Raw genomic sequence first — 21085 nt, forward strand, 5'->3', positions numbered from 1 at the left:
CCATCCACGCGGCCCCAGCTTTTCTGCGTAATCCAGAGTTTCGTGTAAAATCCATGTCCCTGCAGATTCTTGTACTCACCGTCCTGGACGGCATAGCCTACGGTTCACTCGTATTCCTGGTGGCTGTCGGGCTGACACTGGTTTTTGGTGTCATGCGGATCCTGAATGTTGCGCATGGCAGCTTCTATGCGCTTGGTGCCTATGCCGCGGCCAGTCTCGGCCTGGTGCTTTCCGCCTGGGGCATATCCGCCTGGTTCGCCTACCCGCTGTTCATTGTGGCGGCCGTTGCCGTCGGCGTGTCTGTTGGCGGGCTGATGGAGCGCTTTATCCTCAGGCGCATCTATGTTCGCGAAGAGTATCTGCAACTGCTTGTGACCTTTGCCATTTTCATGATCCTGGACAATGTGCAGCGCCTTGTCTGGGGCGTTCAGCCCTATTTCTACACCGAGCCGCTGAGTCTCATGGGGAACGTCACAATCGTTGGCATTCCCTATACAGCCTACCAGATCATCTTTCTGCCGCTGGTCGCACTGTTCATTCTTTTCGGCTTGCGGTGGTTCCTGCGCAAGACCCTGGCCGGTTCCCTGATCGTTGCGGTCACCGAGGATCGAGAGGCTGCAACCGCGATCGGCATCAATGCGCGCAAGGTCTTCTTCCTGACCTTCATCATCGGAACGACCCTGGCATCCCTGGGTGGCGCGCTGGATTCACCGACAACCTCGGTCCTGCCGGGAATGGGGGCAGATATGATCGTCCTGTCCTTTGCCGTCGCGGCGACTGCCGGACTGGGCCAGATCGGGGGGGCGGCCATCGCTGCACTGCTGATCGGACTGGGGCGCTCGAGTGCTGTCTTCTTCATGCCGGAACTGGAAGTCGTCGTACCTTACCTGATCATGGTGATCGTCCTGCTGTTCCGGCCCGAAGGCCTGTTTGGCAAAACCACGGCGAGGAAGATCTGATCCATGCTGATGCGCATCGTTCTGCCCGTCGTCGTCCTCATCGCCATCGTCCTGCCGCTTGTGACAAGCGGTTGGGATGCCTTCCTGACCCTGGTCTGGGCCAAGGCCCTGCCGGTACTGGGAATCATCCTGCTTCTGCAGGCGGGGCAGGTGTCTTTCGGTCACGCCATGTTCTTTGCCACGGGCGCCTATACGGCCGGTTTCGTGATACGCGCGATCCCGGGCGGGGAAATTGTCATCGCGCTTGCCGCAGCCATCGGAGCCTCGGTCGTCGCGGGCTTGTTGGTCGGCGTTTTCGTGGTCCGCTATCGCTATATCTTCTTCGCGATGTTCAATCTGGCCTTCTCGATGGTGTTCTTCTCCCTGCTGGAGAAATTCATCCATATCACGGGCGGTTCGGATGGCCTCAGCATTCCTCGACCCGAGGTCCTGGGACAGGCGATGGAGCGTTCGGAGTACGAATTCGTCCTGTACTACCTGGCTTTGGCCCTTCTTGTAATTTGCCTCTACGGCGTGCACCGTTTTCTCGACAGCCCCTTGGGCCACACCCTGAAAGCCATCAAGACGAACGAAACACGTATCGAGTACCTTGGCCTTTCGCCCCGGCGCGTGCTGCTGATCGCCTACATCATCTCGGCGTTCCTGGCCGGTCTTGGCGGAGCGCTGGTAGCTGTCTTCCAGGGGATCGCCACACCGGAATATGCCTATTGGGTGCGCTCGGGCGAGTTCGTCTTCGTGGCCATCCTGGGCGGTACGGGCAATGTCTTCGGCGCGCTGGCCGGCTCGTTCGTATTTGAATACATCCGGGTGACTGCCACGGCCTATGTCGGGGATACCTGGCAGTTGACCCTGGGCCTCGTGCTGCTGGTCATCATCCTCTTTGCGCCCAGTGGGCTCGTCGGCGTCATCAATGACATTCGGGGCTATCTGAAGAAGGATCCGGTCGCTTCCGGACACAACAAGCGACCTGCGGGCAAGACGGAAAAGCAGAGGGGAGAAGAACAGTGACCGCTCTGATTTCCGCCAAGGACCTGGCCATCAGCTTTGGCGGCGTTATTGCTGCCGAAGGTGTTTCCCTTGACGTCTTCGAGGACGATCATCTTGCCATCATAGGACCCAACGGTGCCGGCAAGACCACCTTCCTGAACATCTGTACAGGCTACCTGAAACCCAGTGCCGGCAGCGTGACCTTCCAGGGCAAGAGCATACTGGGGGCCTCTCCGCGTGCCATCACCCGCATGGGAATCGCGCGGGCCTTCCAGATACCGCAGCTCTTCACGGAGCAGACCGTTCTGGAGAACATGCTGATCGCCGTTGCCTCGCAGGCACGCCGCTTTGCTCCCTTCACGCCGCTCATGAACATACCGGAGCGCAAGGACGCCGAGCATCTCCTGGAGCTGGTCGGCTGCGACGATGTATCGGACCGTCCCGCCTCGGAGTTGCCAGAGGGCAAGCGCAAGCTGGTCGACATCGCTTTGGCGCTCGCCCTCAAGCCAAAGGTGCTGCTGATGGACGAGCCAACTTCGGGCGTCGCTTCTTCGGAGAAGTTCGAAATTATGGACACCTTGATCACCGCATTGCGGGAACAGCAGGTAACCTCGGTTTTTGTCGAGCACGATATGGAAATGGTCTCACGCTATGCCAACCGGGTCGCTGTCTGGAATGCCGGGCACATCCAGAGCCAGGGAACGCCGGACGAAGTCCTGCAGGATCCTGAAGTCGTCAGAACCGTGATCGGAGTATAGGGCGATGCTCGCACTCAAGGACCTGTCGGTTTCCATTGCCCGAATCCCAATCCTCAGGAATGTCTCTTTCGAGGTTCAGGAAGGCGAAACCATTGCCTTCGTTGGCCGTAATGGAGCCGGCAAGACGACGACTCTGCGCGCCATCATGGGGCTGGTCGCGGCACAGGGGTCGATCGAGCTGAATGGCCGGGCCATCGATGAGGTGCAGGCGCATGAACGCCCAGCCTTGGGAATCGGTTATGCGCCCGAGGATCGGCGCCTGTTCTCGGCCTTTACGGTCGAGGAAAATATCCTGCTGCCGGCACGCGTTGCGCGGCTGACGCAGGAAGAAACCAACCGCAGGCTTGAGCGCGTCTATGGCATCCTGCCGGAACTGAAGGAAATGGCGAAACGGCCGGCCGGTTCGGTTTCAGGCGGGCAGGGAAAGATGGTCGCGCTGGGGCGCGGTCTCATGCTCGGAACGCATCTTCTGCTGCTGGATGAGCCTTTCCAGGGACTGGCGCCTGTACTGGCCAATCGTTATGCCGAAGCCTTGCGGGCCTTGCGTGACACGGATCGTTCCTTGTCGGTAATCATAACGGAATCGAATCCAGGGCTGTTGAAGAACTTCGCCAGCCGCATGATCACCATTGAACGCGGTGAGATCGAAAGTATCGAGGATGTCTCTAAGGTCGACGCATAAGCGTTGACCCAGCTCCGGATATGGCTCTGTGAGCTGTACCATCCGGAGCTTCGAGGCAGGACAAACAGACGAGAAGGGAGATACAAGCCATGCGCCTGAAAGGAAAGACTGCCCTTGTAACCGGCGGTGCCTCGGGTTTCGGAGCCGAGATAGCAGCCACCTTCGCACGTGAAGGTGCGACCGTCACGATCATGGATATGAACAAGGACGGAGCCGAGCAGCAAGCCGAGAAGATCGGTGACGGCACCAAAGCCGTTGCAGGCGATGTGACCAAGCGCAGCGACGTGGATAATGCGGTCAAGACGGCGGCCGAAAGCGGGCGCGTCGACATCGTGGTCAACAACGCCGGCTGGACGCACAAGAACAAGCCGCTCCTCGAGGTGAGCGAGGAGGAATTCGATCGCATCTACGACGTCAACGTGAAGGCGATCTATCACATGACTAACGCCGTCGTGCCGGTCATGAAACAGGCCGGCAGTGGCGTGATCCTGAACATCGGATCCACGGCCGGCATTCGCCCGCGGCCCGGCCTGACCTGGTACAACTCCAGCAAGGGTGCAGTGAACCTGTTGTCGCGTTCCCTGGCGGTCGAACTGGCTCCCGACAAGATTCGCGTGAATTGTGTGGCGCCGGTCATGGGGGCGACGGGCCTGCTGGAAAGTTTCATGGGCGTGCCCGATACACCGGAGAATCGCGAGAAGTTCATCTCCACGATTCCTCTGGGTCGCATGTCGGAACCCCGCGATATTGCCAATGCCTGTCTCTACCTTGCATCCGACGAAGCTGACTTCATTACCGGCGTCGTCTTCGAGGTTGATGGCGGGCGCACAGTCTGAATTCCCTTGGTCAACGATAAGAGAGATGGAAGACAGCTTTTGATGGTTATGGGGCGTTTACAACACGAATAGGGAAGGCCGTAGAAACGGTTTTCCCATTCCAATTTTCAAGAAAGGGAGGAAAAGGATGTCAGGAAAACCGTTTGCTTTGGCCTTTGCGGCCGTCGTGTCTGCGGGACTTGTCGCGTCCAGCGCATTTGCGCAGGACGATGAGCAGGAGTGGCCCGCCAACGCAGCGGATGCACCGGAATGGTGTCAATCCGAATGGGGCGCCGAGGATGAGATCGGGTCTGCAAATCTGCTGTCTGAAGAGCTGGTTCTCGAGGCGGCCAAGCTGGTCAAGACCGGCAAGACCTATTCCCTGGGCGCCGAAACCAATTCCGAGACCCCGGCCTTCGGCCCGCGCAGCTGGGCACTGGTGATCAACCAGCCGGGCCAGGTGGGCGGCGTCGGCCTGGGCCCCAACAAGATGAACTACAATGATGACATCTACATGGGGTATGTCGGCACGGGCTCGCAGATCGATGGCCTGGGCCACATCGGCGTCGACAACGTCTTCTACAACTGCCACCACAACAGTGATTTCGTCCAGGCCGACGGGCTGACGAAACTGGGTATCGAGAAGATCCCCAACTTCGTCACTCGCGGTGTCGTACTCGACATGACCGATCACTTCGACCAGGACGTGCTGGACGAGGGCACCGCCTTCAATCGCGCGGAGATCGAGGCCCAGGCCGAAAAGCAGGGGGTTGAGATTCGCGAGGGCGACGTGGTCCTGTTCCACACGGGCTGGCTGTCGCTGGTGGGCGAGGATGACGACCGCTATATCGCCGGTGAGCCGGGCCTGGGGCTGGACGGCGCCAAGTACATGGTCGAGAAGAACGTGCTTGCCGTGGGCGCGGACACCTGGGGACTGGAGGTCATTCCCTTCGAGGAAGGCACGGGAGTCTTCGAGGTGCATCAGGAACTGATCGCCAAGAATGGCATCTATATCCTGGAGAACATGAAAACAGACGAGTTGGCGGCCGACGAGGCCTGGGAATTCATGTTCGTCATGGGACATTCGAAGTTCACGGGCGGTGTCCAGGCGATCATCAATCCGACTGCCATCCGCTAATTCACCAGGTTGCAACGTGTATCACCCGGGCGGTTGTAATAGACTGCCCGGGTGATTTTTCTTCTGCCTGTTTCGCGTCCTGTCCTTGAGGGACAAGCTGTACCCTTTGGAGGCCTTGCTTGAGTCTGTTGTTCGAAGAGCTGGATTATCGCCCGACAGATATCGGTGCTTTGTCCCTGCGCCGACGCAGGGAACTTTCCCTGGGTGTTGATGTCTACGAGATCAAGCTGGGCGAGGAATTCCTGATGTCCAGCCTGTTCACGGCCTCCGAGGTGGCGCTGGCAAACCTGGGGCTGGCGGAATTAAGCGGGGCGGAACTCAATGTGCTGGTGGGTGGCCTGGGACTTGGCCATACGGCACATGCTGTACTGGAACACTCTTCGGTATCGAACCTGGTGGTCGTGGAGGCCCTGGAGGCCGTGGTCGACTGGCACACCCAGGGCCTGGTCCCATTGGGACAGACGCTGACATCCGATCCCCGTTGCAGCTTTCAGCACGGCGATTTCTTCGCCCTGGCAACCTCGGACAAGGGGTTGTCCGGCCTCTCTCCCGAGCGTCCGTTCGATGCCATCCTGGTGGATATCGATCATTCCCCGGAATTCCTGCTGGATCCAGGAAACGCCGACTTCTATGGCCCCGATGGCCTGAAGCGTTTTGCCGCCCAGCTTTCCCCCGGCGGGGTCTTCGGCCTCTGGTCCAATGAGCCACCGGATGCGGCCTTCACTGAACGTCTGTCCTGCGTCTTCGATCAGGCGCGCGGCGAAGCGGTCACATTTCACAATCCGCTGCAGGGCAAGGACTTCACCCAGTGCGTCTATCTGGCCCGCAACAGGTCCGGATGAACAATCGAGCCTGCATCCCGTTCCATGCTTTTCCTGGAGGGCAGGAGAGGCTATGCCATGGGCACTGCCCGGCCGGGGGATTGAGGCAGGGGATGTAAGGCAGCGGAACCGATAAAGGGCGGGGTGGCCTGATGGATATACTGCAGATCTTTGTTCTGGCCGTCGTTCAGGGTATTACCGAGTTCCTGCCGATCTCTTCGTCCGCCCACCTGATCCTCGTCCCTGTCCTGACGGGCTGGCCGGACCAGGGCCTGTTGATGGATGTGGCCGTGCATGTGGGCACTCTGCTTGCGGTCATCACCTATTTCCACCGGGATGTTCTGTACCTGGTCCGGGGAGGCTTCCAGGTTCTGGGCCTGAAGTACGGCTCTGAGGCCCGTCTGGCGCTGCAGATCGTCGTGGCGACAATCCCAGTGGTGATCGCAGGCTTCCTGATGAAGGATCTGATCGCAACTCAGCTGCGCAGTACGACCCTGATCATCGGCACAACAGCGGGTTTCGGCCTGCTGTTGGCCTTGGCCGACTGGCGCGCACAGAAGGCAGAGGGAACCATGCCGGGACTTGGCTGGCGCGAGGTTGTCATCATCGGCCTGGCCCAAGCGCTGGCCCTGGTGCCGGGCGTCAGCCGCTCCGGCATCACCATCACGGCGGCCCTGTTCCTTGGATTGCGGCGCACCGAGGCGGCGCGTTTCTCCCTGTTGCTGTCCATCCCCACGACGCTGGCCGCCGGAACGCTTGCCGGTCTGGAGCTGGCGGATACAGGGGATGTTGCGCTGCAACTCGATGCCGTACTGGCCGGCTTCCTGGCCTTTGTCAGCGCGCTGGCCGCGATTGCCGCTATGATGGCCTGGTTGAAGCAGGCCTCCTTCATGCCTTTCGTTGTCTATCGGCTGCTCCTGGCCGCCTTTCTGGCGCTTCTGGTTATCCTGGGCCTGATTGGCGGATGAGTGGCCGTGAAGCCCCTGCCTGTCCCGTTTGTCGCGGGCTAGATGTGCGTCATTTCGGGCGCATCGAGGAAAAGTCTTATTGGCGCTGCGAGGCCTGTCTGGCGACATTCCTCGACCCAGTTGCACGTCTGAGTGCTGAGGCGGAGAAGCAGGTTTACCTGGAGCATGAGAACGATCCCCATGATCCTGGCTATCGCCGCTTCCTGTCAAAGCTGGCCGATCCACTCTGCACGCGTCTGCCGGAAGCGGCGGAGATTCTGGATTATGGCTGTGGACCCGGGCCCGCCCTGGCCGATCTGCTGCGCGAGGCGGGACATCTTGTGCGGCTCTACGATCCCTTCTTTCATGCTGACGAGTCGAGCCTGGAGCCAGGATATGACGCCGTGACCTGTACGGAAGTGGTGGAGCATTTTCATGATCCGGCCAGGGAGTTCGCGTATCTCGGCGGTTTGCTGCGCCCGGGTGGCTGGCTGGCGATCATGACCTGTTTCCAGACCGAGGATGCGCGTTTTGCCAACTGGCATTACCGCCGCGATCCGACCCATGTGGTCTTCTATCGCGAAGAGACCCTGAAGCTATTGGCCGAGCGTCACGGCTGGTGCTGCGAGATCCCGGGCAAGGATGTGGCCCTGATGCAGGTGCCTTGAAAAATTGAAGGTCTACCGACCGCAGGCCCGCTCAAAACGAGTCAGGGCGTCCTGGAGGTCGGGTGTCAGATGGTCCCGGGATTGCGCGGCGACTTCATCCGGCAGGCCATACAGCGCCTCGGCGACGGCCCCCGTGATACAGGCCAGGGTGTCGGTGTCCCCACCCAGGCAGATCGCGGTGCGCACGGCCTCTATCCAGCTTTCGGAGGTGAAAGCGGCCGTCAGGGCTGGGGGGAGGGTGCCGGCGGCTGACACATCGAAGCCACCGCCTCTGAGCGCCCGCTGCGGGCTCAGGTCATAGCCGAAATCTTCTGTCAGGCGCTGCTGGACCCGGGCAGGCTCATGGCCCTTGCGCAGGCAGAAAATGGCAAGGGAAACCGCCTGTGCTGCGGCAACGGCTGAAGGATGGTCATGGCTGACGGCGGCCTGGGCTGCAGCCTGCTCCAGAACGGCCTCCTCGCTGTCGGCCAACCATCCGATGGCTGCCGTGCGCATGGGGGCGCCGTTGCCCCAACTGCCGTAAGGACCCGCATCGTCGGTCATGGCCCAGCGGATGAACATACCCCCGTAACCGGCATGAGGGTGGCGCCGTACGAAGTGGCGCAGGCGCGCGGCATAATGGGCCTGGTCGAGAAAGGCATCGGCCACCGCCAGGCTGCAAACGCTGTCGTCCGTGAAGCGGCAGTCGGCATGCCAGAACGTGAAGTCTTTCGGCGGGCAGGGATGCCCTTCAAAGCGTGAGCCTATGATGTCGCCAGCGATTGCACCCAGCATCTTTACACTCCTGCCAGACTATGGACGTGGGGTCTCCACATGCTTCGTCAAGCCAGGCGAACAGGGGCTTCGATGCTCTGGTGAACTTGATCTATGGAAGCGGCAGGCCGACTGCCTGGTTGGAATAGTCCGAGGTGAAACTGCGATAACTGCGCTGGTCAGGGTCCCACATGATGCGTTCCAGGCGGCCAATGTCCGCGCCATAGACGTGCAGGCTGATGCTCGGAACTTCGCTAGCGCATTCCACTTCGTGGAAATCCAGTTCATCCGGGCCTACTGTCGTGACCTCACCTGCGGAGAGCAGATGGCTATCCAGGAAGTGCGGGGCCTCCTTCATGTCGGGATCGACGGCATAGCGGCTGTTGCGCTCACGGCCCTCGAGCGTTCCGACAGCGCCCCAGGTGCGATGGTGATGAATCCCGGTTACCTGGCCTGGGGCGAAAACGTCCTGAACCACACAGAAATCGCCTTTTGGCGAAAGGTGCAGCAAGTAGGAACCATAAGGCAGGCCGGGCTGAAGGGTGCGATAGCGCGGGTCGGGGGCTTGCCAGCCCGTAGTAATCAGTTTTGAAAGCTCGGCGGCGACGGCTTCGGCCGGCGTGGCCGACCGTGCCGCCGCCTGTCCACGTTCCAGGAAGCGTGCAAAGGCATCCTGCATGTGAATCGAGTCAGTCCTTCAGGTTCTTGAGCAGGCTGGAGGTGTCCCAACGGCCACCGCCCATGCCCTGGACAGCCGCGTAGAACTGGTCGACGAGCGCGGTGACCGGCAGCTGAGAACCATTCCGCTGGGCCTCCGCCAAGGCGATGTTCAGGTCCTTGCGCATCCAGTCGACGGCAAAGCCGTGGTCGAACTTGTCTTCCAGCATGGTCTTGTGCCGGTTGTCCATCTGCCAGGACTGGGCTGCGCCCTTGCCGATGACATCGAAGACCTTTTCGCAGTCCAGGCCAGCCTTCTGGGCGAAGTTCACGCCTTCCGCCAAGCCCTGGACCAGGCCGGCGATGCAGATCTGGTTGACCATCTTGGTCAACTGGCCGGAGCCGGCCGTGCCCATAAGGGTAACGGCACGGCCAAAGCATTCCATGGCGCTCCTGGCACTTTCGAAGGTCTTTTCGTCCCCGCCGACCATGATGGTCAGTACGCCATTCTCGGCACCGGCCTGGCCACCGGATACGGGGGCGTCCAGGAAGCCTTTCCCTTCGGCCTTGCAGGCTTTCTCCACCTCGCGGGCCACCTCTGCCGAGGCGGTGGTGTGATCGACCAGGATCGCTCCGCTCTTCATTCCGGTCAGGGCGCCGTTGTCGCCGTAGACCACCGTGCGCACATCATCGTCGTTGCCGACGCACATGAAGACGATATCGGCATCGGCCGCTGCTTCCGCCGGTGTCTTGCCGCTGCTGCCGCCGTGCTCCTTGGCCCACTTGTCGGCCTTCTCACTGGTGCGGTTGAAGACCCGGACTTCGTGTCCGGCCTTGGCCAGATGTCCAGCCATCGGGTAGCCCATGACCCCCAGTCCCAGAAACGCCAGTTTTGCCATATCCTATTCCCCCTGTAGTTTGCTTTGGTGTGGCTATGTTGGGCGCAAGGTTAGAGCCTTTACCGGCAAGCGACAAGGTGTCGCTTGGGCGTGTCCGGATCTGATCGTACATAGCCTCTTCCGCATTTTCCTGCATCACCCGTCCCTGAACAGGTAGCTGTAACCATTGATCGCCGGCACGCCGCCCAGGTGGGCATAGAGTACCCGCGCGCCGGCCGGTATTTCGTCGTGTCGGATCATGTCGATCATGCCCTGCATGGATTTTCCTTCATAGACCGGGTCGGTCATCATGCCCTCCAGACGGGCCGACAGGCGGATCGCTTCCAGCGTCTCCTGCGAGGGCAGGCCATAAGCGGGATAGGCATAGCGGGTGTCGAGCACCACCTCGTCATCCTCGATGGGGCGGCCCAACTCGATGAGCTCCGCCGTGCTGCGCGCGATGCGCAGGACGGCGTCGCGCGTTTTCTGCGGTTCCGCCGAACCGTCGATGCCGATCACGCGATCAGCGCGTCCATCGGCGGCAAAGCCGGCCACCATGCCGGCCTGGGTGCTGCCGGTGACCGCGCAGACGACGATGTAATCGAACTTGAAACCCAGTTCGGCCTCCTGTTGGCGCACTTCCTCGGCAAAGCCCACGAAGCCAAGGCCGCCCAGTTTGTGGTCCGAAGCCCCGGCGGGGATGGCGTAGGGCTTGCCACCCCGCTGGCGCACATCCTCGAGCGCGTTCTCCCAGCTTTCGCGGATGCCGATGTCGAAGCCTGCGTTTACCAGTTCCACCTCGGCCCCCATGATGCGGCTCATCTGTATGTTGCCGACCCGGTCATAGACGGCGTCGTTCCAGTCGACCCAGTGTTCCTGCACCAGCCGGCATTTCATCCCCAGTTTCGCGGCCACGGCGGCGACCTGGCGAGTATGATTCGACTGGATGCCGCCGATGGTGACCAGCGTATCGCAACCCTGTTCCAGCGCCTCCGGGACCAGGTATTCCAGCTTGCGGACCTTGTTGCCGCCGAAGGCGAGTCCGCTGTTGCAATCCTCGCGCTTGGCCCAGATATCCACCTTGTCGCCCAGGTGGGCGCTGAGCCGGGGCAGAGGCTCGATGGGGGTGGGGCCAAAGGTCAGTGGATGGCGCTTGAACTGCTCGAGTTTCATCTGAATGTCTCCGAAAGCCTTGTGAACGAAATCTGACGTAAGGAAAGTCAGTCTATGCGCAATCAGTCATGAATTCCCTGCTTTCTTTGTTCGGCTCCTTGCGCTAGATTGCCTTTTGTGCCGTGAAAAGAGAAATTGAAATGAACAAGGACGCCCGTCCGCGCAATAAAGTTGAGGAAGGTGAGCTCGGACTGTCGGCACTGGACCGGATCGATCGTCGGATTCTCAATCATCTTCAACAGGATGCCCGGATGACGAATGAGGAGCTGGCCCAGAAGGTCGGTCTGTCGCCGGCGCCCTGTTCGCGCCGGGTCAAGCGCTTGCGTCAGGAAGGCTATATCCTGCGTGACGTTTCCCTGGTGGATACGGCCAAGACGGGGCATGCACTCATCGCCTTCGTCAGCGTGGAGCTGGACCGTCAGCGCGAGGATGCCCTGGCGGCGTTCGAGCGGCACATCGCAGCCCAGTCCGAGGTGCAGCAGTGCTATTTCATCTCGGGCGAGAGCGACTACCTGCTGCTGGTCTCCTGCCGTGACATGGAGCATTACAACGATTTCGTGCGCGATGTGCTGGCGCGCGAGCACAACATCCGGCGTTTTCGCACCAGCTTTACCCTGCGCCGCGTCAAGTACGATACGGCCGTGCATATCGAGGAATAGGGTTCGGGCAGGGGGCCTCAGCGCGGCAGAACGATGGAAAAGTGACCTTCCCAGAGGGCTCCGACCTCGTCTTCGCGGGCTTCTAGCTTCACGGTCAGGCGTGCCTTCTCTGCGTCATCGAGACGGTTGTAAAGCCAGTCATTCTCGTTCAGCGGCTCTCCGGCCACATACATCTGGGTGGTCAGGGTCTGCCCCGCGGGGGAATGGACCTTGAAGTGGATGTGCGGTGTGCGAGAACCGTAGGGCACGGGGCGAATGGTGCGAAAGGCATAGCGTCCTTCGCTGTCGCTGCGTGTTGTGCCATAGCCCTGGAAATGGGGATCGCGTTCGCCCGACCTGTCATCGCCGCTGTGCAGGTAGCGTCCGCCGGCATCGGCCTGCCAGATCTCGATGCGGCAGTCCGGATAGGGATCGCCTTGCGGGTCGGAGACCCTGCCTCTCAGGTCCAGGATCTCTCCTTCGGCCCGGCCGTTCGTTTCGGCGATCCGGACGAGATCGCTGTCCCGGTCCTCGGGCAGGGAATCGGGATAGAAGGGCCCTTCTGTCTGGGCGGGGGTCAAGCCCTCAGGCGCCGTGCGCGCAAGGGCAGGCAGCCGCCCACCAAGGGCTGTGCCGACCAGGACCAGCGGCCCGCTCAGCAGGAAAATCCTTCGCGTCAAATAGGGCATGTCTCCGTCCTTTCCGGCGTTCCACCCGAAAGGCGGCGCCGTTTCAAGCTGCGATATCGACGATCATTCGGCCGCGCACCTTGCCGGCCAGGATATCGCTGGCGGCCGGAATCACCTGAGTGAGCCCCACCGTGTGGCTGATCCGTTCCAGGGCTTCCGCATCCAGCTCCCGGGCCAGGTTCTCCCAAGCCTGCAGGCGTAGCGCGCGCGGTGTATAGACGCTTTCCACACCGGCCAGGGTCACGTTGCGCAGGATGAAGGGCGCCACCGTCGTCGGCAGGTCCATGCTGGCTGCCAGCCCGCAGGCGGCGACGATGCCATCCTGCTGCGTGCTGGCCAGGATGTTGGCCAGGATCTGTCCGCCCACCGTATCGACAGCGCCGGCCCAGATCCCTTTCTGTAGAGGCTTTCCGGGCTCGCTGTAGCCGGTTCGGTCGATTACCTCGCTGGCCCCCAGGTCCTTCAGGTAGCCCTCTTCCTCGACCCGGCCGGTCATGGCGCTGACCTGATAGCCGCGTCCGGCCAGCAGGCTTACGGCGACACTGCCGACGCCGCCCGAGGCGCCCGTGACCACGACCGGGCCGCTGTCGGGTTTCAGACCCAGGGCATTCAGGCGCATGACGCAGAGCATGGCCGTGAAACCGGCCGTGCCGATGGTCATGGCCTGGGCAAGCGTCATGCCCTTTGGCAGGGGAACCAGCCAGTCGCCCTGGACGCGGGCGCGTTCCGCGTAGCCGCCCCAGCGCTCTTCGCCCAGACCCCAGCCTGTCGAGATGACCGCGTCTCCGGCCTTGAATTCGGAATGGTCGCTTTCTGCCACGACGCCGGCGAAGTCGACGCCGGGGATCATGGGAAAACTGCGCACCACCGGACCCTTGCCGGTGATGGCCAGGCCGTCCTTGTAGTTGAGGGTGGAGTACTTCACGTCGACGAGAACGTCGCCCTCGGGGAGCTCGGCCTCATCCACCTCGGTGAGTTCGGCGTGGGTCTTCTTGTCCTCGCCGCGGGTCAATAGCAGGGCACGAATGGCTCAGTCCTCCCGTTTGCATTCAATGGACAGAGCTGGACGATAGCGTAGCTTTCGAGTGCCCGCAAATTTCCCACAGGTAACGTCTTAGAGCACCTTGCCGGGGTTGAGCAGGCCTTCGGGATCCAGGGCCTTCTTCAGCTTCTCCATGACGGCGATTTCGGCTTCGCTGCGATAACGGCGCAGGGCGTCGCGTTTCATGGAGCCGACACCGTGCTCGGCCGAGAAGCTTCCCCGATACTCCTGCACCAGATCATAGACCGCCCAGGTGACCTCTTTCTTGCGCGTTGCCAGACTGCCGTTGGGGGTGTCCTCGTCGTGACAGATGTTGAAGTGCACGTTGCCGTCCCCGACGTGTCCGAAGGCGATCAGCATGGCGTCTGGCGCAATGGCATTGACCTTCTCCGTGGCGGTCTCGATGAAGTCGGCCATGTCGGAGATGGGTACCGAGACGTCATGCTTGAGAAGGTGCGGCATGTCGTTGTGGGCCTCGACGAGGGCTTCGCGAATGCGCCAGAGTTGGGCGCGCTGGCTTTCGCTGCTGGAAACCGTTCCATCCAGGACCAGGCCTTCCTCCATCAGGCGTTCGATCAGGCTTTCCAGCATCTCCTGAAGGCCGGAGCCTTTCTTGCTGGCGGAGACCTCAAGCAGGGCATACCAGGGATAGTCGCCCTCGACAGGATCTACCACATCGGGCACGCGGTTGCAGGCCAGAGTGATGCCGTTCTGAGGCATCATCTCGAAGGCCGACAGGCGGTCGTTCGTGCTTTCCCGGGCGATGGCAAAGCTTTTCATGACGGCTGGCAATGAGGGGAAGGCCAGAAGGGCACATTCACGCTCGGCCACAGCCGGGTAGAGTTTCAGGACCGCGCCCGTCACGACGCCCAGGATGCCCTCGGAGCCTATGAAGAGCTGCTTCAGGTCGATGCCCGTGTTGTCCTTGCGCAGCGCACGCATCATGTCGAGGACCGTTCCGTCGGCCAGCACCACTTCCAGGCCCAGGATCAGATCGCGCGTATTTCCATATCTCAGGACCGCAGTGCCTCCTGCGTTGGTCGAGATCGAACCGCCGATCTGGCAGGAACCTTCCGCCCCATAGCTGAGCGGGAATAGGCGGTTGGCGTCGGCGGCCGCCTTCTGGACATCGGCCAGGATGCAGCCGGCGTCCACGGCCATTGCATGGTTCCTGTCGTCCAACCAGCGCACCTTGTTCATGCGTGCGAGGCAGAGGATAACCTCGTGATTGGGACGAGAAGGCACGCCGGCGCCCGTCAGTCCGGTGCGCCCGCCCTGGGGAACGACCGAAAGGCCGTGTTCGGTGCAGAGGCGCAAAGCTTCGGCCACCTGTTCGGTGGTTTCCGGACGCAGGACAGCCAGGGGCGCATTGTCCACTTCTCCCATGAAGTCGCGCCCATAGTTCTGGGCTTCTTCGCCGGTTAGCAGACCCTTTGGACCAAGCATTTCCTCAAGGCCTTCCGGCAGGCCAGACTGCTGCATCTTCAGCGTGGACATGTCTTTATCCTCCATATTCGCCCCAGGGGGCGTGTCGTCTTGCTCACTTGGGGGAATTGTCGACGTCCTATCCCGATCCTGCAAGGGCGTTGCTGTGCTTTCCACGTGCAGTGGAGTGTTGGCCAGTTGGCCGGCCGCTCATGATTTTGACATCGAGCTTGCCGTGTTCCCGCTTGCCACGGGCCGGAAGGGCGCTAGCCTTCAGGTGTTACAAAGACATGGGATCGACAGATGCTGCGTTTGCTGCGTGCCGTACTTTGGGGATTGGGGGCGATTCTTGTGGTCGCGACCCTGCTGCCCTTCTTCCCGGGCGAAGCCTGGTGGATCCGCATTTTCGACTTTCCGCGCATGCAGCTGGCCGCCCTTCTGGCCGTCGTATTCCTGCTGTGCCTCTTTGCCTTCGATTGGCGCCAGGCAAGGTTCTGGGTTCTGGCTGGCGCTGTTCTGCTCTGTCTTGGTTATCAGTCGGCGCGCATGCTGCCCTATACAAGCTATTGGCCGAAACAGGCACTGACGGCTACAGAGGCTGAGTGTCCGGAGGACCGGCGGCTTAGTTTGATGGTGGTGAACGTCCTGCAGGATAACCGGGACAGCGAGGCCGTGCTGGAGCGCATCGCTGCGCATGAACCGGACCTGCTTTTGCTGATCGAGACCAACGCGTGGTGGGCGGATGCCCTGGCGCCTCTGGAAGAGGACTACGCAGAAATCGTGGCGCAGCCGCAGGAGAACAAGTACGGGCTGTTGTTCTTCTCGCGTCTCGATCTGATCGAGCCAAAAATCCGGCGGTTGGTCGAAGATGAAGTGCCGTCGGTCCATACACGCGTTCGTCTACGTTCAGAAATGGAAGTGGCTTTCTATGGCCTGCATCCGCGCCCGCCTGAGCCAAGTCAGGACACCGAGGAGCGCGATGCCGAGCTTGTCTTGGTCGGCCGTGAGGCGCGCGAAGTGGATGCGCCGGTGATCGTGGCTGGTGACCTGAACGATGTGGCCTGGTCGGACACAACCCGGCTGTTCCAGGAATTGAGTGGCCTGCTCGATCCCCGTATCGGGCGCAATCTCTATCCCAGCTACCATGCAAAGTGGCCTTTCCTGCGCTGGCCCATCGATCATGTCTTCTTTAGTGCGGACTTTATGCTTATGCAGATGAGTCGGCTTGAGCCAGTCGGGTCCGACCATTTCCCCATTCTGGTCGAACTCTGCCATCAACCGGCCAATGAAGGTCAGGAGAACGCACCCGATGCGGAGCCGGAAGACCAAGAAGAGGCGCGGGAGACGGTCGAGGAAGGCCGTGAGGCTGCCGAGGAGGGCGAGGAATAGAGTCTGAACGCGTTTCCCGTGGTCTCAGGAGCCCGAGAATTCCTCGCGAACGCATTTGTCGTCGGCGCCCAGGTCCGGAACCGCTCCGTAATGATCCTCGATCTCAGGAGTAATGGGCGGCGGTGCCAGTACCTTGACCTCGCCGGCCGAGGTCTCGACCTGGATGAAGCGGTTCTGGGGATGGGTGACGACATCCTCCATGGTGGAAAGCTTGCCGTAGGCGACATTCGCTTCATTCAGTCTCGCGATCACCTCTTCGCGGTCCAGTTTGGAGAAAACGCCGTTGATGATCTCGTCCAGGGCCGGTCGGTTGGCCACGCGGTCCGGATTGGTGGCAAAGCGCGGATTCTCGGTGATGTCGGGGCGCTGCAGAACGATCTCACAGAGGTTTTTCCATTCGCGCTCGTTCTGGATGGAGAGCAGAACGGATTTGCCGTCCCGGCAATCATAGGCACCGTAGGGGGCAATGGTGGGATGGCGCAGTCCCTCGCGCTGAGGTGTTTTCTGGCCATAGTGGTGCTGCAGGTAGGGCACGTTCATCCAGTCTGACAGACTGTGATAGAGCGAAACCTCGATGCCGCGCCCTCCGTTGCCGCGTTCACGGGCAAAAAGCGCCTGCAGAATGGCCTGCTGGGCATACATGCCGGCGGCAATGTCACAGACGGATACGCCAACCCGAGCCCCTGATTCCGGCGTTCCGGTAATGTTGGCCAAGCCCGTTTCGGCCTGGACCAAGAGGTCATAGGCCTTCATATCGCGGTAGGGTCCTTCCATGCCATAGCCGCTGATATCGCAGGTGATCAGCTGCGGATAGTGCTCACGCAGGCTCTTGCTGCCGAAACCGGCGCGCTCGGTGGCGCCGGGCGCCAGGTTCTGGATGAAAACATCCGCCTTGGAGAGCAGGTTATGCAGCAGTTGCTGATCCTGCGAGTCCTTCAGGTTGAAGCGGACGGACTCCTTGCCGCGATTGAGCCAGACGAAATAGGCGCTGAGACCATTGACGCAGCGATCATAACGCCGGGCAAAATCGCCTTCCTCGCGTTCCAGCTTGATGACGCGTGCTCCGGCATCGGCCAAGCGTGACGAAGCATAGGGAGCTGCCACCGCCTGTTCCAGCGTGACAACGAGAAGGCCTTCAAGATCCTTGGGCATGTCGGAAACCGTTTCTTCCATCCTTGTCCGGGTTCATGGGAAGAACATCGGTGATTTGCCCGGGAAGTTCAAACCCCACCGGATGTTCGAATCCCCCGGGGTGGTATCCGGGTGGTTGGAAGCATCCGCTCAGCCTTCACGCCTGGCTGCAAAGCGCAGGCGTACGTAATCGGCGGTCCAGTTGCCTTCCTCGTCGCAGAGGATGGGGCGCAGTCGATCGGTGACTTCCCGCAGGATCTCGGCGCGCTCGTTGTCTGAAAAGGGTGCCAGAAAGGCTTGGGCAAAGATTTCCAGCCAGGCCGTGAGGTCCGACGGCAAGGGCGTGGGGCGGGGAAAAGTCGAGATTTCCACCACACGGAAGCCATGGTTTTCCAGGCGGCGTGCATAGGCATCGGCGGAGGGGAAATACCAGGGGCTGAGGGACAGTGGGTCCTGTTTGCGCCGGCTGAGAGCTTCGTGGAGCGCCGTGCGAATGGCGGCCACGTTGCCGTGCCCTCCGAACTCGCCGACGAAGCGCCCGCCAGGTTTCAGCGCCTTGGCGACACCCACCAGGACGCGATCCGGCTTTGTCATCCAGTGCAGGGCTGCATTCGTGAAGACTGCATCGAAGGGGGCATCGAGCACCAGTTCCTGCCCGTCCATCAGGCGTGCGTCCAGCCCGCGTGCCTGGCTGGCGGCTACCATATCCGGTGCGGAATCGGTGCCAACGACCTCGGCGCCGCTGGCGGCAATCACCTCGGTCAGCGCCCCATCGCCACAGCCCAGATCCAGGATGCGCTCACCGGCCTTGGGAGCCAGAAGGTCGACGACACCCTGGCCCAGGCGTGCGACAAAGCCTGCGTCCTGCTGGTAGCGTTCAGCATTCCAATCCTGTTTCAAAGACGTCCCCATTGTTTTCGCTTTCTGCTGGATTTCCTGGATTAAAGCTCCGTCGGCGGGGCGGGTCTGTCAATGCGCATGAGGCGGGCTGCAGGCGTTCCGCGCATTTGCCGCCTGCGGATTGTTTTGCATAAGCGAAAATTTCTGTATGCTCGAACCGTGAAAAACGAAAATAAGCGAAAATGGAGGCTTTCGTGCAGGACCTTTCCCCGCGGCTAGAACGGATTCTGGAGCAAGCGCGCGAAGCCGGGCGGGTGACCGTGGAAGAACTGGCTACACATTTCCGGGTAACGCCCCAGACCATAAGGCGGGATCTGAATGAGCTTTGCGACCAGCGCCTTCTCAAGCGCGTTCATGGGGGTGCCGTACTGGCCACGGGAATCGAAAACGTGAAGTACGAGGCGCGCCGACTGTTGGCCTCTGAGGAGAAGCAGCGCATCGGACGTCGTGCGGCAGAGCTGATTCCCGACAACTGTTCTTTGTTCATCAACATCGGGACGACCACCGAGGAAGTGGCCCGCGCGCTGGCGGGACATCGCGGCTTGATGGCGATTACCAACAACATAAACGTTATTAACATCCTGCACACCCAACCTGAAATCGAGACGATCGTGACGGGGGGTGTGCTGCGCCATTCAGATGGCGGTATCGTGGGCGAGCAGGCCACGGACTTCATTCGCCAGTTCAAGGTGGACTATGCCGTGATCGGAGCCTCGGCCATCGAGGAGGAGGGCGACCTGCTCGATTACGATTACCGCGAGGTGCGTGTTTCGCAGGCCATTATCGAGAATGCGCGAACGGTTTTCCTCGTGGCCGATCACATGAAGTTCTCGCGCAGTGCGCCGGTTCGGATCGGGCATCTCTCGCAGGTCGACCGCCTCATCACCGACGAGATGCCCCCACCGAGCCTGCGCCGGATCTGCGAGGAATCGGGCGTCAGGATCGAGATTGCGGCTTAGGTCGGGCCGTTTTTCCCGGCTTGAAGACTCTTCAATTGAATGTTCGTTTGTTTTCGGGTAATGTTCGTTTAGAGTTTATACGAAAATAAAAATAATCAAATAGAATCAGGGAGCAGGGAAGCCCTTGGCGAACGAGACGCCCGATATCTATGACCTTGCCATCATCGGTGGCGGCATCAATGGATGCGGGATCGCCCGCGACGCGGCCGGGCGCGGCGCCAGCGTATTTCTCTGCGAGCAAGGCGATTTCGCCGGCGCAACCTCTTCGGCGAGCACCAAGCTTATCCATGGCGGTCTTCGCTATCTGGAATACTACGAGTTCCGTCTGGTGCGCGAAGCGCTGATCGAGCGCGAGGTCCTGTTGCGCGCCGCGCCGCACATCATCTGGCCGCTGCGGTTCGTGCTGCCGCACCACAAGGGCCTGCGCCCGGCCTGGCTGATCCGGCTTGGACTGTTCCTCTATGATCACCTGGGCGGGCGCAAGATACTGCCGGGCACCAGGTCCCTCGACCTGCGGCGCTCGCCGATCGGGGCACCGCTGAAGAGCGAGTTTGCACGCGGGTTCGAATACTCCGATTGCTGGGTAGATGATGCGCGCCTTGTTGTGCTGAATGCCCTGGATGCGGCGCGTCATGGCGCGGAACTTCACCCGCGCATGGCCTGTACTTCGGCCGAACGGCGCGATGGCCTCTGGCATGTGGAGGTGAAGGACGGTGAAACCGGTCAGCAGCGGGAAATTCGGGCCCGAAGCCTGGTCAACGCGGCCGGCCCCTGGGTCTCGGAAGTGCTGGCAAACCGGCTTCATATCAACAGTTCCGAGCACACGCGGCTGGTCAAGGGCAGTCACATTGTCGTGCCCAGCCTGTTCGAGCATGACCGGGCCTATATCTTCCAGAATTCCGATGGACGCATCGTGTTCGCGATTCCCTATGAGCAGGATTTCACCCTGATCGGCACGACCGACGAGGATTTCCAGGGGGACCCCAAGGACGTCCATATCTCGCAGAAGGAAACGGAGTATCTGGTGTCCGCGGTCAGCCAGTATCTGGAGCGGCCACTTTCCACCGATGATGTCATTCACAGCTATTCAGGCGTTCGGCCTCTCTACGACGACGGGGCTGGCGCGGCCCAGCAGGCGACCCGGGATTACGTGCTCTCGCTGGATGCGGGTTACGAGGGCCAGGCCCCCCTGCTGAATGTCTTCGGCGGCAAGATCACGACCTATCGGAAACTGGCCGAGCATGCCTTGCAGAAACTCTCCACCCATCTGCAGGGCCTGTCTGGCGACTGGACAGCCGGAGCCACCCTGCCAGGCGGCGAGTTCGATGTGGAGGGGCAATCCGAGTTGAAGTTGCAGTTGCTGCGCGACTATCCTTTCCTGACGGAGCCTTGGGCGCGTCGCCTGATTCGTTCCTATGGCTTGCGGTCCAGGGAGATGCTTGGCGATTCGAAGGCTCTTGAGGACATGGACCAGCATTTCGGGGCCGATCTGTATGGGCGCGAAGTGGCCTTCCTGATGCGTGAGGAATGGGCCCGTAATGCCCAGGATGTGCTCTGGCGGCGCAGCAAGCTGGGGCTACGTCTGACGGGCGAGCAGGTCGGGGCACTTGAAAGCTGGATCGCCTCCCAGCTGGACCGGCAGGAAGAACAGCTGAAGCAGGCCAAGGGGTAGGGGC

Annotated in this window: 22 protein-coding genes; 13 read left to right on the plus strand and 9 right to left on the minus strand. The window is 61.2% G+C overall.

Annotated features, from left to right (window positions below; all coding sequences use genetic code 11):
* The first annotated feature begins 53 nt into the window (after positions 1 to 53).
* The 9 genes from G502_RS0113030 to G502_RS0113070 all read left to right on the plus strand — a co-directional run bounded on the left by G502_RS0113030 (position 54) and on the right by G502_RS0113070 (position 7775).
* Complete coding sequence (locus tag G502_RS0113030; protein ID WP_022729115.1) at positions 54 to 959, plus strand: branched-chain amino acid ABC transporter permease; 906 nt, start codon at positions 54 to 56, stop codon at positions 957 to 959.
* Positions 960 to 962: 3 nt separating this feature from the next.
* Positions 963 to 1967, plus strand: coding sequence for a branched-chain amino acid ABC transporter permease (locus G502_RS20185; RefSeq protein ID WP_022729116.1), 1005 nt, complete (start codon positions 963 to 965; stop codon positions 1965 to 1967).
* Positions 1964 to 2704 (plus strand): ABC transporter ATP-binding protein, encoded by a 741-nt coding sequence (locus G502_RS0113040; RefSeq protein ID WP_022729117.1) that lies wholly within the window; start codon positions 1964 to 1966, stop codon positions 2702 to 2704. The genes G502_RS20185 and G502_RS0113040 overlap by 4 nt, the downstream gene beginning before the upstream one ends.
* A gap of 4 nt (positions 2705 to 2708) precedes the next feature.
* The gene (locus tag G502_RS0113045) at positions 2709 to 3386 is read left to right on the plus strand and encodes an ABC transporter ATP-binding protein (protein WP_022729118.1); all 678 of its coding nucleotides are present in this window, start codon (positions 2709 to 2711) and stop codon (positions 3384 to 3386) included.
* Between the two features lie 89 nt (positions 3387 to 3475).
* The gene (locus G502_RS0113050) at positions 3476 to 4222 is read left to right on the plus strand and encodes an SDR family oxidoreductase (protein WP_022729119.1); all 747 of its coding nucleotides are present in this window, start codon (positions 3476 to 3478) and stop codon (positions 4220 to 4222) included.
* A 127-nt stretch (positions 4223 to 4349) separates the two neighbouring features.
* Positions 4350 to 5339, plus strand: a complete 990-nt coding sequence (locus G502_RS0113055) for a cyclase family protein (RefSeq protein WP_081649807.1) — start codon at positions 4350 to 4352, stop codon at positions 5337 to 5339.
* Between the two features lie 119 nt (positions 5340 to 5458).
* Positions 5459 to 6181, plus strand: a complete 723-nt coding sequence (locus tag G502_RS0113060; protein WP_022729121.1) for a spermine/spermidine synthase domain-containing protein — start codon at positions 5459 to 5461, stop codon at positions 6179 to 6181.
* Positions 6182 to 6312: 131 nt separating this feature from the next.
* Positions 6313 to 7128, plus strand: a complete 816-nt coding sequence (locus G502_RS0113065; RefSeq protein WP_022729122.1) for an undecaprenyl-diphosphate phosphatase — start codon at positions 6313 to 6315, stop codon at positions 7126 to 7128.
* Positions 7125 to 7775: a class I SAM-dependent methyltransferase gene (locus G502_RS0113070; protein WP_026989452.1), complete on the plus strand. Its 651-nt coding sequence runs from the start codon at positions 7125 to 7127 to the stop codon at positions 7773 to 7775. Before G502_RS0113065 ends, G502_RS0113070 begins: the two co-directional genes overlap by 4 nt.
* A gap of 12 nt (positions 7776 to 7787) precedes the next feature.
* Here G502_RS0113070 and G502_RS0113075 read toward each other — a convergent pair whose 3' ends face one another.
* The 4 genes from G502_RS0113075 to G502_RS0113090 all read right to left on the minus strand — a co-directional run bounded on the left by G502_RS0113075 (position 7788) and on the right by G502_RS0113090 (position 11236).
* Entirely contained in the window at positions 7788 to 8549 is a 762-nt protein-coding gene (locus G502_RS0113075) for an ADP-ribosylglycohydrolase family protein (RefSeq protein ID WP_022729124.1), read from the minus strand.
* Between the two features lie 91 nt (positions 8550 to 8640).
* Positions 8641 to 9207: a cysteine dioxygenase family protein gene (locus G502_RS20190; RefSeq protein WP_022729125.1), complete on the minus strand. Its 567-nt coding sequence runs from the start codon at positions 9205 to 9207 to the stop codon at positions 8641 to 8643.
* A 10-nt stretch (positions 9208 to 9217) separates the two neighbouring features.
* A complete protein-coding gene (locus G502_RS0113085; RefSeq protein ID WP_022729126.1) occupies positions 9218 to 10084 on the minus strand; it encodes an NAD(P)-dependent oxidoreductase in 867 nt (288 codons plus the stop codon).
* A gap of 135 nt (positions 10085 to 10219) precedes the next feature.
* A complete protein-coding gene (locus G502_RS0113090) occupies positions 10220 to 11236 on the minus strand; it encodes a 1-aminocyclopropane-1-carboxylate deaminase (protein WP_022729127.1) in 1017 nt (338 codons plus the stop codon).
* Between the two features lie 140 nt (positions 11237 to 11376).
* On the opposite strand from G502_RS0113090, the gene G502_RS0113095 reads away from it, so the two are divergent.
* On the plus strand, positions 11377 to 11895 hold the full coding sequence (locus G502_RS0113095) for an Lrp/AsnC family transcriptional regulator (protein WP_022729128.1): 519 nt from the start codon (positions 11377 to 11379) through the stop codon (positions 11893 to 11895).
* A 17-nt stretch (positions 11896 to 11912) separates the two neighbouring features.
* On the opposite strand, the gene G502_RS0113100 is transcribed toward G502_RS0113095, so the two are convergent.
* The 3 genes from G502_RS0113100 to G502_RS0113110 all read right to left on the minus strand — a co-directional run bounded on the left by G502_RS0113100 (position 11913) and on the right by G502_RS0113110 (position 15102).
* Positions 11913 to 12563, minus strand: a complete 651-nt coding sequence (locus G502_RS0113100) for a dioxygenase family protein (protein ID WP_022729129.1) — start codon at positions 12561 to 12563, stop codon at positions 11913 to 11915.
* Positions 12564 to 12606: 43 nt separating this feature from the next.
* A complete protein-coding gene (gene acuI / locus G502_RS0113105; RefSeq protein ID WP_022729130.1) occupies positions 12607 to 13575 on the minus strand; it encodes an acrylyl-CoA reductase (NADPH) in 969 nt (322 codons plus the stop codon).
* Positions 13576 to 13677: 102 nt separating this feature from the next.
* On the minus strand, positions 13678 to 15102 hold the full coding sequence (locus G502_RS0113110) for an FAD-binding oxidoreductase (protein ID WP_162140981.1): 1425 nt from the start codon (positions 15100 to 15102) through the stop codon (positions 13678 to 13680).
* A 231-nt stretch (positions 15103 to 15333) separates the two neighbouring features.
* Between G502_RS0113110 and G502_RS0113115 the strand changes: the two genes are divergently transcribed.
* Positions 15334 to 16419 carry an endonuclease/exonuclease/phosphatase family protein gene (locus tag G502_RS0113115; RefSeq protein ID WP_022729132.1) on the plus strand — a complete coding sequence of 362 codons (1086 nt, stop codon included), beginning with the start codon at positions 15334 to 15336 and terminating at the stop codon, positions 16417 to 16419.
* Positions 16420 to 16443: 24 nt separating this feature from the next.
* Here the strand turns inward: G502_RS0113115 and G502_RS0113120 are convergent, their stop codons facing one another.
* Positions 16444 to 17571 carry a CaiB/BaiF CoA transferase family protein gene (locus tag G502_RS0113120; RefSeq protein ID WP_026989458.1) on the minus strand — a complete coding sequence of 376 codons (1128 nt, stop codon included), beginning with the start codon at positions 17569 to 17571 and terminating at the stop codon, positions 16444 to 16446.
* A 129-nt stretch (positions 17572 to 17700) separates the two neighbouring features.
* Complete coding sequence (locus G502_RS0113125) at positions 17701 to 18450, minus strand: class I SAM-dependent methyltransferase (protein WP_026989459.1); 750 nt, start codon at positions 18448 to 18450, stop codon at positions 17701 to 17703.
* A 194-nt stretch (positions 18451 to 18644) separates the two neighbouring features.
* Here G502_RS0113125 and G502_RS0113130 point away from each other — a divergent pair, with 194 nt between their 5' ends.
* A complete protein-coding gene (locus tag G502_RS0113130) occupies positions 18645 to 19409 on the plus strand; it encodes a DeoR/GlpR family DNA-binding transcription regulator (RefSeq protein ID WP_026989460.1) in 765 nt (254 codons plus the stop codon).
* 124 nt (positions 19410 to 19533) lie between these two features.
* Complete coding sequence (gene glpD, locus G502_RS0113135; RefSeq protein WP_022729136.1) at positions 19534 to 21081, plus strand: glycerol-3-phosphate dehydrogenase; 1548 nt, start codon at positions 19534 to 19536, stop codon at positions 21079 to 21081.
* Positions 21082 to 21085 lie beyond the last annotated feature (4 nt).

It is taken from the genome of Fodinicurvata sediminis DSM 21159, from assembly GCF_000420625.1.
In the GTDB taxonomy this organism is placed as follows: Bacteria; Pseudomonadota; Alphaproteobacteria; order Kiloniellales; family DSM-21159; genus Fodinicurvata; species Fodinicurvata sediminis.

Coding starts and splice junctions, on each gene's coding strand:
- G502_RS0113100 (WP_022729129.1), bottom strand. CDS start 12,563: ATGCCCTATTTGACGCGAAGGATTTTCCTGCTGAGCGGGCCGCTGGTC.
- G502_RS0113085 (WP_022729126.1), bottom strand. CDS start 10,084: ATGGCAAAACTGGCGTTTCTGGGACTGGGGGTCATGGGCTACCCGATG.
- G502_RS0113050 (WP_022729119.1), top strand. CDS start 3,476: ATGCGCCTGAAAGGAAAGACTGCCCTTGTAACCGGCGGTGCCTCGGGT.
- G502_RS20185 (WP_022729116.1), top strand. CDS start 963: ATGCTGATGCGCATCGTTCTGCCCGTCGTCGTCCTCATCGCCATCGTC.
- G502_RS0113055 (WP_081649807.1), top strand. CDS start 4,350: ATGTCAGGAAAACCGTTTGCTTTGGCCTTTGCGGCCGTCGTGTCTGCG.
- G502_RS0113075 (WP_022729124.1), bottom strand. CDS start 8,549: ATGCTGGGTGCAATCGCTGGCGACATCATAGGCTCACGCTTTGAAGGG.
- G502_RS0113030 (WP_022729115.1), top strand. CDS start 54: ATGTCCCTGCAGATTCTTGTACTCACCGTCCTGGACGGCATAGCCTAC.
- G502_RS0113095 (WP_022729128.1), top strand. CDS start 11,377: ATGAACAAGGACGCCCGTCCGCGCAATAAAGTTGAGGAAGGTGAGCTC.
- G502_RS0113110 (WP_162140981.1), bottom strand. CDS start 15,102: ATGTCCACGCTGAAGATGCAGCAGTCTGGCCTGCCGGAAGGCCTTGAG.
- G502_RS0113065 (WP_022729122.1), top strand. CDS start 6,313: ATGGATATACTGCAGATCTTTGTTCTGGCCGTCGTTCAGGGTATTACC.
- G502_RS0113090 (WP_022729127.1), bottom strand. CDS start 11,236: ATGAAACTCGAGCAGTTCAAGCGCCATCCACTGACCTTTGGCCCCACC.
- G502_RS0113045 (WP_022729118.1), top strand. CDS start 2,709: ATGCTCGCACTCAAGGACCTGTCGGTTTCCATTGCCCGAATCCCAATC.
- G502_RS0113120 (WP_026989458.1), bottom strand. CDS start 17,571: ATGCCCAAGGATCTTGAAGGCCTTCTCGTTGTCACGCTGGAACAGGCG.
- G502_RS0113070 (WP_026989452.1), top strand. CDS start 7,125: ATGAGTGGCCGTGAAGCCCCTGCCTGTCCCGTTTGTCGCGGGCTAGAT.
- G502_RS0113115 (WP_022729132.1), top strand. CDS start 15,334: ATGCTGCGTTTGCTGCGTGCCGTACTTTGGGGATTGGGGGCGATTCTT.
- G502_RS20190 (WP_022729125.1), bottom strand. CDS start 9,207: ATGCAGGATGCCTTTGCACGCTTCCTGGAACGTGGACAGGCGGCGGCA.